Below are 13,872 nucleotides of genomic sequence, written 5' to 3'. Positions count from 1 at the left end.
TAGGTTGTTGCCAGGTTTTTAATGTGGTTCACTAGCTCAGTCGGTAGAGCACATGACTTTTAATCATGGTGTCCGGGGTTCGATCCCCCGGTGAGCCACCAATATTATAAATATGCTGAATTAGATATGAGCTAAATTAAAGCAGGCAAGTATAATGTGATTCAGTTATTTTTATGTCTAAAAATGAAATTTTGATTATGCGGGAGTGGCTCAGTGGTAGAGCGTCACCTTGCCAAGGTGAACGTCGCGAGTTCGAATCTCGTCTTCCGCTCCAATATGCGGGTGTAACTCAATGGTAGAGTGCTAGCCTTCCAAGCTAGTTACGAGGGTTCGATTCCCTTCACCCGCTCCAAATATGGTGGATGTAGTTCAGTTGGTAGAGCGCCAGATTGTGGTTCTGGTTGTCGTGGGTTCGAGTCCCATCCTCCACCCCAGATAATATAGATAAGAAAACCTTCTGTTTTTATAAACAGGAGGTTTTCTTATTATTTAATATAAAAATAATATCATGCTAAAGTTATTTTAATCATAGTATAATTAAAATAAAGATATAGATAAATACTTATAAAATCAAATAATTAGTAACATATTAGAATTATAAGTGGATAAATTCTAAGGAATTTTAGCTTATTTGTGGATAAATATTATATTTATATAAAATGTTATATAAATTTTAAATAAACATGGAGGATAAAAATATGATTTTTGATAAAGAAACTAGGGTTGTTGAATTTGTAAGAAGACCTAATAGATTTCAAGGATATGTAATAATAGATGGTAAAGAAGAGTTGGTGCATGTACCTAATACGGGAAGATGTAGAGAAATTCTAGTTCCAGGATGCAATGTATTAATAAGAACAGAGAATGGAGCTAATAGAAAGACTAGATTTAGCCTAATTGGTGGATATAAAAATGGAAAGTTAATAAACATAGATTCTCAAGCTCCAAATAAAATTGTAGAAGAAGCATTAATAAATAAGAAGATTAAGGGCTTAGAAAGTTATACGACTATATGTAGGGAAAAAACTTTTGGTAATAGCAGATTTGATTTTAAGTTAACTAATGAAAGTGGAAAAGAATATTACTTAGAGGTTAAAGGAGTAACTTTAGAGGAAAATGGACATAGTATGTTTCCAGATGCGCCTACGGACAGAGGTCGTAAACATCTTTTAGAGTTAATAGAGGTGAAAAATTCAGGTAGAGGTGCAGGAGTTATATTTTTAATTCAAATGGATAATATAAGTACTTTTAAACCAAATGACAAAATGGATAAGGCATTTGCAGATGCATTAAGGTTTGCTAAAGGTAATGGAGTTGATGTATTTGCCTATGAGTGTAGTTTAGGTGAAAACTTTATAGAGCTTACTAAACCAGTAGACGTTTTAGTATCCATTTAGATATGTAATAGAAGAGTGAATTACTATTTAAAATTCAAAAGCTATAAAGCCTAATATTATGATAATATAATAATGTAATCAGATATCTAAACAATTTCTAAAACATAATATTTTCCTTTTCATGGCTCAACGTTCATATGTTGGGCTTTTTTAAAGAGATTTTGTTTATGTAGAAAGTTAATTAAAATTTAAGTTAGGGGGGAGCATATGTTTTACATCGGTATAGATATAGGATCAACAGCTGCAAAGGTAGCTATATTTGAAAATGATATAATAAATAATACTTTTGTAATCCCTACAGGATGGAGTAGTTTAGAAACTGCAAAAAAAATAGAAAGTATATTAGATGATAGAGGTATAAGCAAAAAAAATAGAAAAATCATAGCTACAGGTTATGGTAGGGTATCGGTTCCCTATGCAGATAAGACTGTAACTGAGATAACGTGTCATGGTAAAGGAGCTGCTTATATATATGATGAAGATTGCACTGTAGTAGATATTGGTGGTCAGGATACCAAGGTTATAACTGTAGAAGGAGGACTTATAACGAATTTCACAATGAATGACAAGTGTTCTGCAGGAACAGGAAGATTTATAGAGATTATGGCTAATACATTAGGGGTAAATATAGATGAATTATGTAAGTTAGCAACTGATGGAAAGGATGCAAGTATAAGTTCTATGTGTACTGTATTTGCGGAATCAGAAGTTATAAGTTTAATAGGAACTGGTAGAAAGAAAGAAGATATTGCATTTGCTATTGTAGATTCAATCGTAAGTAAAGTAGCCACCATATGTGGTAAGCATTCTACTGCACAAAACTATTTTTTAACTGGTGGACTTTGCAACTGTGAATATATAGTAAATAGTTTATCTGAAAAATTAGGCTCACAGGTTAAAACAAAAGATAGTGCAAGATTTGCTGGAGCTATTGGAGCTGCTTTATTAGCTAAAAATTTAAAATAAGTATAGGTAAACTTTATTACCTATACTTATTTTTATAAAATGTGTTAAAAATTATTTTAATCTAGTTAAACTAATTTTTAATACGTCATTAGTGTAGTTTACATCCACAGAATCAGTCATCATGCCTACTAAACTTAATTCAGAAGAGGAATCATTATCTCCATTAAGAGCCCAGTAATACTCCTCAATATCTTGTCTCCTTGGCATGTTTAACTGAGATGTCAAATCATTTAGTATTTGCTCACTAATATCAGGATTTACACTGGTAAAGCTGATATAGGTAATATCACCCTTAGTATTAAAATCTATATGTAGATCACTACAGCCAATTCTAACTAAGTAACTAGTTAGCTCACTAAGTATTTTTATATTTCTTTGACGTAAGTGTTTCATAATTAATATTCCTTTCTAAATGCAGAAATTAGTGGTAGTAAGAACATACATACAAGGCCACCTGAAAAGCCATTATTATATAAAATCATTCCACCGTGTAAATATGTAATATTCATTACTAGGCAAGCATGTAATACTCCTGCAATTATTCCCCACAGCCATCCAAAAGAACCTGCAATTGGAGCTAGAGTTGTACCAAAAAGTAAACTTAGAATAACGCTAGGCGAGTTTATTTCCCAAATATTAAAGAAAGTACATAATATTATACCGAACATTATAGGGATTATATTTTTTAGATGCTTACCAAAGGCTCCAAACCCAACAATAGTTAATATACCACCTAAAGTTGGACCATTCAAGTCACCATTTACTAAAACAACTAAAAACATTGAAAAGAGTCCTAGAATCCCCATATTTATTAAAGTAATTCCTTCACCAAAAATAAGATAAAAATCTGTAAGCAATCTACCAGAATATCTCGTTATTTTTGTAATGTTTTTAAAGCTATTACCATTATAGTAAAAACCCAAAGTTATCATAGCTAAAAATATCATTGAAAATAATATAATAAAAGGAACATTATTGCCTGTAGACCATATAATTCTACTTTCAAAGTCAATACCAAAAGCTCTAAGTAAAGACATTAATACTGTACCTATTAATCCTGCAGCTAGGCCTACATTATAAAGGCTATATCCTTGATGTATTCTCATACAAGCAGAAGCTAAGGGTGGAAGTAAAAAACCTATTACTATACTAATAAGGATACCTATCATAACAGATAGATAAAGAGGTATTGTAGTAGTACCAATTAGTTGAATTAAAGCTGGAGATAAGGTTGTTCCAAAAAGTGCAGTAACTATATAATTGGAGAATGGTTCCTTTTGAAATCTGGAGTACAACCAAATACCAAATATAATAGGCCAGATATTTAAAATGTTTTTACCGAAAAGGGAAAAACCACTTACTGTAAATACACCTGCAATTATAGTTCCTGAGGGTTTAACGTTTAAAAAAATTAGCATTATTACATAAAATATAATCAAAAGTGCACAGTTTATGAAAGTTGCACCAACACCGCCAATTTCCATGTAATCTGTTATGAGTATATCTGGGTTTAAGATTATATTTTTTAAGCCAATGAATATCTGATGTGGTGAGTTAAAAAGAAAAGATACTAATATTAATATTCCACTAAGACATAGAAATAGTTTATAGGGTAGTGGAATTCTAGTGGTAAAGTCTTTTATAATAATCAACTCCCTTGAATTTATTTACACTCTTCAAATAAAGGTGTATATTTTTAATATATATAAGGCTTTACTTCTATAGTATATCAACTTTTATAAGTGATAACTATAGTATTTATATTATAATTATTTTAATTTTAAGCACAAATAAGCATATATATAATATTGTTTTAAACTAGTTTAATTATGTAGATTAAACAATAACGAAATATTTTAAATTAGAAAGAGGAAATAAAAATGGTAATGGATATAGTAGTTTATAATTGTGAGAAATGTCCTGATTTTAAACAAAATAAATGTGATGGAAAGGAAGTTAATTGTATGTGTAAAAAATGTCCTAGAAACTTAGGACAATGTTTAATTGTAAGGTATTGTAGAGAAACAGAATCTGTTTTAGATTGTTTCGATTATTAAATTAAAAAGTAGGTATAAAATATATGATAATACAAAAGATATAATATTATAATACATAGGAGTGTTAAAGTAATGGTGTCCAATGAAATTAAAAGTAGAATTGCTCAAAACTGTTCATTTTATAATGAGAGATCATATTATCCAAATGAAATACTTATGCAATTAGAACAAAGTTGTAATAATTGCTCTAATTTTGTAAGAGGACATTGTGTAAAAGATATATTTGATGAAATATACGAAGAAATCAGATTGAAATAAGTATTATATTTCCAAAAACTTAATAAAAATTTAAATTATAATAATATATCCCAATATTTAATTTATTATGGTTGAGAAACCTATGGAAAAATGTTAAAATGTAATTGATTTCAAATCAGATATTGGAAATTATAAAGTTTACTTTATTTTAGGAGGGTGAATCATGCACAAGAGATTATTTATACCAGGTCCAGTTGATGTGGCACAAGACGTATTAGAAAAAATGGCTACACCAATGATAGGACACAGAAGCAAAGAGGCATCAAGAATACAAAGACAAATTAGTGATTACATGAGAGTTATATTTAATACAAAAGAAGAAATATTACTTTCAACTACTTCTGGTAGTGGGCTTATGGAAGGTGCTGTTCGTTCATGCACAGCTAAGAGAGCTGCAGTTTTTGCTGTAGGTGCTTTTGGTAAGAGATGGTATGAAATGGCTGTAGCTAACAATGTACCAGCAGATTTATATGAAGTTGAATGGGGTACACCAACAACTCCAGAGCAAGTAGATGAAGTTTTAGCCACTGGAAAATATGATTTAATAACAGTTACTCACAACGAAACTTCAACTGGTGTTATGAACCCACTAGATGAAATAGCTAAAGTAGTGAAAAAATATCCAGATGTTGTATTCTGCTTAGACACTGTAAGCTCAGCTGCAGGAACAGAATTAAAAGTAGATGAATGGGGAGTAGACATTTGTATTACTTCAACTCAAAAAGCTATTGGACTTCCTCCAGGAATGTCAATGTGTACTTTCTCTAAGAAAGCTATAGAGAGAGCAAAACAAGTTCCACATAGAGGATTATACTTAGATCTTTTATCATTATATGAATACATTCAAAAGAAAGATTATCAATATCCATCAACACCTTCATTATCTCACATGTTTGCATTAGAGTATCAACTTGATAAGATTATAAATAAAGAAGGTCTTGATAAGAGATATGCAAGACACATAGAAGGCGGAGAAATTGTTAGAGCATGGGCAAGAAAATACTTTGAAATATTACCAGATGAAAGATATATGTCTAACACTTTAACTAACATAAAGAATACTAGAAATATTGATGTTGCAGCTTTAAACAAAGCTCTAGGAGAAAGAGGATATCAAATTTCTAATGGATATGGAAAGTTAAAAGATAAGACTTTCAGAATAGCTCACATGGCAGAGACTACTCCAGCAGAAATTGAAGAATTATTAAAGAACATTAACGAAATATTAGGACTTGAATAATTAAGAAGGGGTAATTCCCTTCTTAATTTTCAAGTAATAAAGATTCATATACAAGTTTAAAATGTATAAGTTTTCAATTTATATACTTAATGTATGTGGATGAAGTTAGATTTTAAATAATTAATTATTAATTAATTTTATTTTAGGAGGGTATCGTCATGATAAGAGTATTAGTTACTGATGGCATGGAGAAAAGTGGAATACAGGTATTAAAAGATAATGGATATGAAGTTATAGAGAAATTTTATGAGCCTGAAGAATTAGGAGTAGCTTTACAAAACTTTGATGTAGTAGTAGTAAGAAGTGCTACAAAGGTTAGACAACCAATAATAGATAAAGCTTGTGAAACAGGAAGATTAAAATTAATAATCCGTGGTGGAGTAGGTGTAGATAATATAGATGTAGCATATGCTACTGAAAAAGGAATAAGAGTTGCTAACACTCCTAATTCTAGTAGTGCATCAGTTGCAGAACTTGCACTAGCTCATATGTTTGCAGTTTCTAGATTTGTAAGTACTGCAAATGTGACTATGAGAGAAGGAAAATGGGAAAAGAAAAAATATGAAGGTATTGAGTTAAGTGGAAAAACTTTAGGCTTAATAGGTTTCGGAAGAATTTCAAAATGTTTAGCTCAAAAGGCTGAAGTATTAGGAATGAAAATTATGTATACTGATATCCTTGGTAAAGCTGAAGGGTATGATAAATATGAATATGGTACTTTAGAAGAAGTATTATCTAAATCTGATTATGTATCTCTTCATATACCATTCATAAAAGAGCAAGGAGCTACAATAGGTAAAGCTCAACTTGATATTATGAAAGATGGAGCTGTACTAATTAACTGTGCTAGAGGTGGAGTTGTAGATGAAGCTGCTTTACTTGAAGCTTTAAATAGTGGAAAGTTAAGAGGAGCAGGCGTTGATGTATTTGAAGTTGAACCAACTAAGAATGAAGAGCTAGTTAACCATCCAAGAGTATCAGTTACACCACACATTGGAGCAGCAACAGTAGAAGCTCAAACAAGAATAGGTGAAGAAATAGTTCAAACTATATTCGATTTCTTTAAATAATATTAATTACGTAGGAGGAAAAAATATGGCAGTTGTAAGACCTTTTAAAAGCATAAGACCAACAAAAGAGCTAGTTTCAAAAGTAGCAGCTCTTCCTTATGATGTTATGAACACAGAAGAAGCTAGGGAAATGGTTAAAGGAAACCCTTACTCTTTCTTACATGTTGATAAAGCACAAATTGATTTACCAGCAGAAACAAATCAATATGATGAAATAGTTTATAACACCGCTAGAAAAACTTTAGACAAGATGAGAGAAGATGGAACTTATATTCAAGATAATGCTCCAAGCATGTATATTTATAGACAAATCATGGATGGAAGAGTTCAAACTGGTATAGTTGGATGTACTTCTATAGATGATTATATGAATGATATAATTAAAAAACATGAGCACACTAGAGCTGAAAAAGAGCAAGATAGAATTAATCACGTTGACCATTGTAATGCAAATACAGGTCCAATTTTCTTAACATACAAAAATGTAGGAGAAATTGATGAAATAGTTGCTTCATGGACTGCTAAAGAGCCAGAATACAACTTCGTTTCCGAAGATGGAATATCTCATATTGTATGGGTTATAAATGACACTGAAACTGTAAAAAGATTAGAAGAGTTATTTAAATCAGTTAAATATCTTTATATAGCTGATGGTCACCATAGAGCTGCATCTGCTGTAAAAGTAGGTAAAATGAGAAGAGAAGCAAATCCTAGCTATACTGGAGAAGAGGAATTCAACTTTTTCCTATCAGTTATATTCCCAGCAGATGATTTATATGTAATGGATTATAACAGAGTAGTAAAAGATTTAAATGGAAATTCTAGCGAAGAATTCTTAAATAAAGTTTCTGAGAAGTTTACTGTAGAAGAGTATAAGAGAGAAGGCCAATACAGACCAGAAGGAAAAGGTTATTTTGGAATGTATTTAGATAACAAGTGGTATAAGTTAACTGCTATAGATGGAACTTATGATTCAAAAGATCCAGTTAAGAGTTTAGATGTATCTATACTACAAGAAAACCTTCTAAGACCAATACTTGCTATAGAAGATCCAAGAACAAGTGATAGAATAGATTTTGTTGGTGGAATCAGAGGTCTCAAAGAACTTGAAAGAAGAGTAGCTGAAGGAATGAAAGTTGCGTTCTCTATGAATCCAACAAGCATAGAAGAACTTATGAACATTGCTGATGCTGGAGAAGTTATGCCTCCTAAATCAACTTGGTTTGAACCAAAATTAAGAAGTGGAATCTTTGTTCATGAATTAAGCTAAGGTAAATTAAAGGTAAAACTTATTTGTATCTTATCTAAATCAAAAAAGCTAAATCTTATAAAAGTAATTATACTTTTTAAGATTTAGCTTTTTTGAGTATATAAAGTTCGAAATATAAACAGAGTTCTTAGCTTGTAATAAGCTTTAGAAATACTTAACATAAATACACAGTTGAATTATATTAGTAAAAAATATAAAATTGATATATTCAGAGAATAAAAATTTATGTATTTATTTATGATTTAAAAGAAAAAGTTAAAAATATCTTTAAGGTTATAAGGTAAATACCACATATTAAGGAGATGCAAAAATGTTACAACATTCATTATCAAGAACAGAGCTATTAATAGGAAAAGATGGTTTAAATAAATTAAAAGGCAGTAAGATTATAGTATTTGGAGTAGGTGGAGTAGGCAGCTTTACAGTAGAAGCATTAGTAAGAGCAGGTGTTGGAACTATTGTTTTAGTTGATGATGATACTATTTGTTTAACTAATTTAAATAGACAAATACATGCAACTTATGATACTGTAGGAAAAGTAAAAGTTGAGGCTATGAAAGATAGAGTTCTTTCAATTAATAAAGCATGTAATGTAATAACTCATCAAGTTTTTGTTACTAAAGAAAATATTCCAGAAATAATTAGTGATGATGTTGATTATGTTGTAGATGCTATAGATACTGTATCAGCAAAGATTGCTCTGGTAGAGTATTGTAATGAAAAGGGTATAAAAATAATCTGCTCTATGGGTACAGGAAACAAGTTTGATCCTACACAATTTAAAGTTGCAGATATATATGATACTAAAGTGTGTCCACTTGCAAAGGTTATGAGGCATGAACTTAGAAAAAGAGAGATTAAATCCCTTATGGTAGTTTACTCTGAGGAGATGCCTACAAAACCAAAACAAGATGATGTGGTTACTTGTAAAACAGGGTGTGTATGTACAGGCGGGACTAAAAAGTGTGCTATAAAAAGACAAATACCAGGGAGCATATCTTTTGTGCCACCAGTGGCAGGAATGATAATAGGTGGAGAAGTAATAAAGGACTTACTTAAAGAAAGCTAATTAAAAGGAATCTAATAAAAATCAACATTAAGTAAAACATACCTTTAGCAGAGTGTAATTGCTTATTTAAGTTTATAATATAAAAATCCGTCAGTATAATACTTGACGGATTCTTATTTTTAAAATTATGTTTATCCGATAATTACTTGAACCGATACTTCTATTTTTTATGAAAGGTAAAGCAATTACGACTATTGATAACAATTTCTAAAGAGCAAAGCTCTAAGAATTCAGCTTATTTAGCTAATTTATATAATGCTAAGGCATAAATTTCTGTAGCTTTAACTAAATCATGCATAGTTATAAATTCATTTGGTTGATGTTCTGTCTTTTCTGAGGTAGGGAATACCATACCAAAGGCTACACAGTTATCTATAGCTCTAGCATAAGTAGCTCCACCAGATGATTCTGGTATTCCATCATATCCTGTTTCTTCATCATAGACTTCTTTCAATGTTTTAATTAAGAAATGGTCTGCAGGAACATATATGGATTCCATCCAGTCGAACTCATTATATTCTAAATCATATTCTAAAGCTTTTGCCTTTAATGGATTAACTATATCTTCTTTTTTATAGGTAACAGGAATTCTAATATCTAAAGATATAGTTTCTATATCTTCATTTAAATCAATTTTACCTACATTTACAGTTAGTTTTCCAGATACATCTTCACATTTTGGTATGAGATTTTTAATTGCAACATCTTCACCAATTACATTTGCTATAAATTTTATTGAGTTAGATGATGAGCCCATTTGTTCTAAAGCTATAGCTAGTCTAGAAATAGCATTAATCCCCTCAGCACTATCTGCAGAGTGAACACCTTTTCCAATAACAGAAATAGAGTTTTCATTTAAAATATATTTATAATTTAAACTGTTTAATACATTTTTAAGAGAATTAATTTCTTCTGCAGTTCCTGTATATGTAGCGTTATCAGGAACAGAATTAAATGCATTTCCTGCACTTAAAGTTAAATTAGAACTCTTTTTACAAGTTAAAGTAGATTGAAGTAATCCTTTTTCTGCATTTATACAGAAGAATTCACTATCGGGAGTTATTCCCATAGCAGGAATTTCTTCACCATTCTCTTTATATTTATTAATACCTCTCCAAAGATTTTCTTCATCTGTTCCAAATATAAATCTTATTCTTTTATTTAATTTGATTCCTAAGTCCAATAAAGCTTTTACTGCATATATGCAAGCTATAGTAGGACCTTTATCATCTTGAGTTCCTCTTCCATATATTTTATCATCAACTATAGTTAATTCGTATGGAGGGTATGTCCAAGAATTCAAATCTCCTTCAGGAACTACATCTAAGTGGCCAAGAACTCCAACTAATTCAGGGCCCTGGCCAACCTCTGCATAACCATAGTAACCATCCTTATCATAGTAAGTTTTAAAGCCTAAAGACTCACATAAATTTAAGGTGCTTTTTAGACAATCGTCTATATTTTTACCAAATGGATAATTAGGGTTATCCTCGTCTATAACGCTTCTAAAACTTACAGCTTCTTTTATAGAGTCTATGAGTTCAGGTATTAACTCATTAACTCTTTCTTTTATTTCTTCTTTTTTCATCATGAGACTATCCCCTTTCATTTTAGATAAGCTTTACATATTGTTGACACATATGAAATTAAGGAAATATATCCTATAGTTTAAATTAAACATAGATGATAACATATGTCAATATTACAGTAGGTTAATATATCAGCCATTCTTGATTTGAATACTTGTCTATTATTCTTATTCATATTTATATCTTTTTTATATTAATTAATGAATTAATATATACAATAGTATATTTTTGTTAGGATAATTACTTTACTTAATAGCTATAAAAAATAAAGGATTCAATTCAATAAAAACATATATTAATTATGATATAATATCATTGAAAAAGGAGTGATGTTAGTGAAGAAAAACCAAAGTTTTGCCATAACAATATTTATATTTATTATTATGGCTGTAATTGCTATAGTCGATAACACTAAGGGAATATTTGTCCCTGTATTTAAAGAGACTTTTAATACAAATAATACAAGTATGGGCATGCTCTTATCGGTATGTTCTTTAGGATACATAATATTTACTTATATAGGTGGACTACTATGTGAAAAATTTGGACAAAGAAATGTAATCTGTACAGGGCTGTTCACTATTATAGCCTCTGTTTTAATAGTAGGTTTCTCTAAAACTTATACAATACTATTAATTGGAATGTTTTTAATAAACATGGGTATTGCTTTTGTAATGATTGGAGTAAATACACTAATACCAGCTCTATTTATTACATTCCAAGCAATAATGATGAATTCAGCTCATTGTTTTTATGGATTTGGATCTACGGTAGGACAATTTGCTATTGGAAACATTTTAGACAATGGAGTAAGTTGGAGAAGTGTATTCTTTGGAATAGCAATGATTTTTATTGTAGTATTAATAATATTTTTCTTTATAAAAATCCCTAATTTTAATATAATTAAAAAAGAAAATAAATTTAATATAGCTATAGCTTTTAAAGAAAAGTATATGTATATCTATGCTATAGCATTAGGAACATACGTGTTTGCAGAAATGGGGATGTCTAATTGGATCGTTAATTTCCTCATGGAAAGTTATAACTATACTAGCAGTAGTGGAGCTATGTTTTTGTCAGCCTTTTTCTTTTTACTTACTATAGGTAGATTATTAGGTGGGTTTGTAGCTGAAAAGTTAGGATACTTACAATCAGTTTTATATTCTTTACTAATTGCATGTGTATTATTAATAATTGCTCTAATTGTTGGACATAATGCTCTCATTTTAATATGTGTAACAGGACTATTCTTTGCAATCGCATATCCTACAGTAGTAGCTACTATTAGTAAGGTTTTTAAAGATAATAGTTCATATATAACAGGATTAATTTTAACATTATCAAGCACTATAAGTATGATTCTAAATCTTATTATGGGAAGATTAAATGATATTATAGGGACAGCAAAAACTTTTTATTTAATACCAATAAGCTTGAGTATTTCTATCTTGTTTGTATTTCTAATATATAGAGGAAATTATAGTATTTTTAAAAGGGGAGGTAATGAAGTTGAGCAGTGAAAGGGAAGTAAGTATTAGTAATGCAACTGATGAAGCAAATAAATATATAATAAGAGATTCATCTGGAATTATAGTAGGAAGATTTATAATCTTAGATTTAGACCATGAGAATAAAGGTGTAATTATAAAATTAAAGTTTTATAAAAGTGGAAGAGATGCTAATAAAACATTACAAGATGCCCTAAAGTTGATGCTAAATAACTTAATAAAAAGCAAAGGTCTTCATAAAGTTAATATTATATGTGATGAAAAAATAAGTTTAACTCCTTTTACAAACTTAGGATTTCAATTAGAAGGATATATATCAGATAGTATTATAACAAAATTTAAATATGAAGGTAGTTTATTATTTGGAATAGTAGAAGAAGAATTTTATAATAATTCATATAAGAAGGAGCTAGAAATTCAAGGAAATAAAATAAGTATAAGAGTTCTTAATTCTGATGATGCAAGTGATTTATTAGAGTATTATACGAGAAATAAGGACTTTCTATCAAAGTTTGAACCGCACAGAGATGAAGAATTTTATACAGTAGAAGTTCAAAAGCAATCTTTAATAGAGAATTACAAAGAATTTATTAAGGGTGAAGGAGCTCACTTTGGAATATATAAAGCAGAGAAGATGATAGGAAGAATACGTATATATAATATAGTCCACGGTGTATTTAAGAGTGCATTTATAGGATACTCTATGGACGAACAGTATCAGGGAAATGGATATATGAAAGAAGCTGTTAGTTTAGTTGTAACATATGCCTATGAAGAATTAGGACTTCATAGAATAGAAGCAACAACTTTAGTTGATAATGAAAAGTCACAAAGAGTTTTAAAGGCATGTGGATTTAATGAACTAGGTATATGTAAAGAATATCTACACATAAATGGAAAGTGGAGAGATCATGTTATATTTTATAAAAATAATAAATAATTTTAATTTAGGAACTAATTAGTTTAATTCAAATATAATTTGTTATACACCATCCATATTAAAGGTGGTGTATTTTTATTTATTTAAGTGTATAACTTTTTTAGGAACGTGGTATTCGAGTTTATCACCTATATGTTGGAACTTTATATAGGTTACCTTTTATATAGTTAACTATTTAGCTATTTAACTATTTAACTAGTTGTTTTATTCATGCGGGTTTCAAGGGAATTAGTATTTTGATAATAAGACTAAATACATTATAATAAGCAGCAGTAATAATGATATTGTTGTGTGCTTACCTATAATAAAAATTCAAATTGATATACTATATTTTAAATAAATAGTAAAAGTAATAGAATATAAACTAATACTTTACCTAGTGTATCAATATTAGGATAAGGTAGTATTTAAATGAAAATAGAAGGTATGTAAGGATAATTTTATATAAGAAGAATATTAGGTGGATTTTATAAGAATAAATCATGGTAAGATAAGTCTTGTCGCTGAG

Annotated in this window: 13 protein-coding genes and 4 tRNA genes; 14 read left to right on the top strand and 3 right to left on the bottom strand. The window is 29.6% G+C overall.

Annotated features, from left to right (window positions below; genetic code table 11):
- The first annotated feature begins 25 nt into the window (after positions 1-25).
- The 6 genes from B2S02_RS03065 to B2S02_RS03040 all read left to right on the top strand — a co-directional run bounded on the left by B2S02_RS03065 (position 26) and on the right by B2S02_RS03040 (position 2,363).
- Positions 26-101 (top strand) — tRNA-Lys (locus B2S02_RS03065).
- Between the two features lie 98 nt (positions 102-199).
- Positions 200-274: transfer RNA gene (locus B2S02_RS03060), tRNA-Gly, on the top strand.
- Positions 275-278: 4 nt separating this feature from the next.
- Positions 279-352, top strand: a tRNA-Gly gene (locus B2S02_RS03055).
- A 6-nt stretch (positions 353-358) separates the two neighbouring features.
- Positions 359-434, top strand: a tRNA-His gene (locus tag B2S02_RS03050).
- A 264-nt stretch (positions 435-698) separates the two neighbouring features.
- The gene (gene sfsA / locus B2S02_RS03045; protein ID WP_346920280.1) at positions 699-1,397 is read left to right on the top strand and encodes a DNA/RNA nuclease SfsA; all 699 of its coding nucleotides are present in this window, start codon (positions 699-701) and stop codon (positions 1,395-1,397) included.
- Positions 1,398-1,604: 207 nt separating this feature from the next.
- The gene (locus B2S02_RS03040) at positions 1,605-2,363 is read left to right on the top strand and encodes an acyl-CoA dehydratase activase (protein ID WP_346849293.1); all 759 of its coding nucleotides are present in this window, start codon (positions 1,605-1,607) and stop codon (positions 2,361-2,363) included.
- 51 nt (positions 2,364-2,414) lie between these two features.
- On the opposite strand, the gene B2S02_RS03035 is transcribed toward B2S02_RS03040, so the two are convergent.
- Positions 2,415-2,756, bottom strand: coding sequence for a hypothetical protein (locus tag B2S02_RS03035; protein WP_035135210.1), 342 nt, complete (start codon positions 2,754-2,756; stop codon positions 2,415-2,417).
- Positions 2,757-2,758: 2 nt separating this feature from the next.
- Positions 2,759-4,015, bottom strand: coding sequence for a DUF1576 domain-containing protein (locus B2S02_RS03030; protein WP_346876372.1), 1,257 nt, complete (start codon positions 4,013-4,015; stop codon positions 2,759-2,761).
- A 228-nt stretch (positions 4,016-4,243) separates the two neighbouring features.
- On the opposite strand from B2S02_RS03030, the gene B2S02_RS03025 reads away from it, so the two are divergent.
- The 6 genes from B2S02_RS03025 (at position 4,244) to B2S02_RS03000 (ending at position 9,327) form a co-directional block, all read left to right on the top strand.
- The gene (locus B2S02_RS03025) at positions 4,244-4,420 is read left to right on the top strand and encodes a hypothetical protein (protein ID WP_167403159.1); all 177 of its coding nucleotides are present in this window, start codon (positions 4,244-4,246) and stop codon (positions 4,418-4,420) included.
- 72 nt (positions 4,421-4,492) lie between these two features.
- Complete coding sequence (locus B2S02_RS03020; protein WP_035135212.1) at positions 4,493-4,678, top strand: hypothetical protein; 186 nt, start codon at positions 4,493-4,495, stop codon at positions 4,676-4,678.
- A 163-nt stretch (positions 4,679-4,841) separates the two neighbouring features.
- Positions 4,842-5,918 carry a pyridoxal-phosphate-dependent aminotransferase family protein gene (locus tag B2S02_RS03015; protein WP_035135214.1) on the top strand — a complete coding sequence of 359 codons (1,077 nt, stop codon included), beginning with the start codon at positions 4,842-4,844 and terminating at the stop codon, positions 5,916-5,918.
- Positions 5,919-6,076: 158 nt separating this feature from the next.
- Positions 6,077-6,988, top strand: coding sequence for a D-2-hydroxyacid dehydrogenase (locus B2S02_RS03010; RefSeq protein WP_035135216.1), 912 nt, complete (start codon positions 6,077-6,079; stop codon positions 6,986-6,988).
- 25 nt (positions 6,989-7,013) lie between these two features.
- Positions 7,014-8,258, top strand: coding sequence for a DUF1015 domain-containing protein (locus B2S02_RS03005; RefSeq protein ID WP_346849294.1), 1,245 nt, complete (start codon positions 7,014-7,016; stop codon positions 8,256-8,258).
- 310 nt (positions 8,259-8,568) lie between these two features.
- Positions 8,569-9,327 (top strand): tRNA threonylcarbamoyladenosine dehydratase, encoded by a 759-nt coding sequence (locus B2S02_RS03000; protein ID WP_346849295.1) that lies wholly within the window; start codon positions 8,569-8,571, stop codon positions 9,325-9,327.
- A 235-nt stretch (positions 9,328-9,562) separates the two neighbouring features.
- Here B2S02_RS03000 and B2S02_RS02995 read toward each other — a convergent pair whose 3' ends face one another.
- Complete coding sequence (locus tag B2S02_RS02995) at positions 9,563-10,918, bottom strand: M20 family metallopeptidase (protein WP_346849296.1); 1,356 nt, start codon at positions 10,916-10,918, stop codon at positions 9,563-9,565.
- A 333-nt stretch (positions 10,919-11,251) separates the two neighbouring features.
- Between B2S02_RS02995 and B2S02_RS02990 the strand changes: the two genes are divergently transcribed.
- Together B2S02_RS02990 and B2S02_RS02985 are read left to right on the top strand one after the other, a co-directional pair.
- On the top strand, positions 11,252-12,436 hold the full coding sequence (locus B2S02_RS02990) for an MFS transporter (RefSeq protein ID WP_346849297.1): 1,185 nt from the start codon (positions 11,252-11,254) through the stop codon (positions 12,434-12,436).
- Positions 12,426-13,364, top strand: a complete 939-nt coding sequence (locus tag B2S02_RS02985; protein WP_346849298.1) for a GNAT family protein — start codon at positions 12,426-12,428, stop codon at positions 13,362-13,364. Before B2S02_RS02990 ends, B2S02_RS02985 begins: the two co-directional genes overlap by 11 nt.
- Positions 13,365-13,872 lie beyond the last annotated feature (508 nt).

Origin of the sequence: Clostridium sp. UBA7339, from assembly GCF_002470865.1 — a bacterium.
GTDB lineage: Bacteria > Bacillota > Clostridia > Clostridiales > Clostridiaceae > Clostridium_J > Clostridium_J sulfidigenes.
This window is presented reverse-complemented; position numbering and strand designations above follow the sequence as displayed.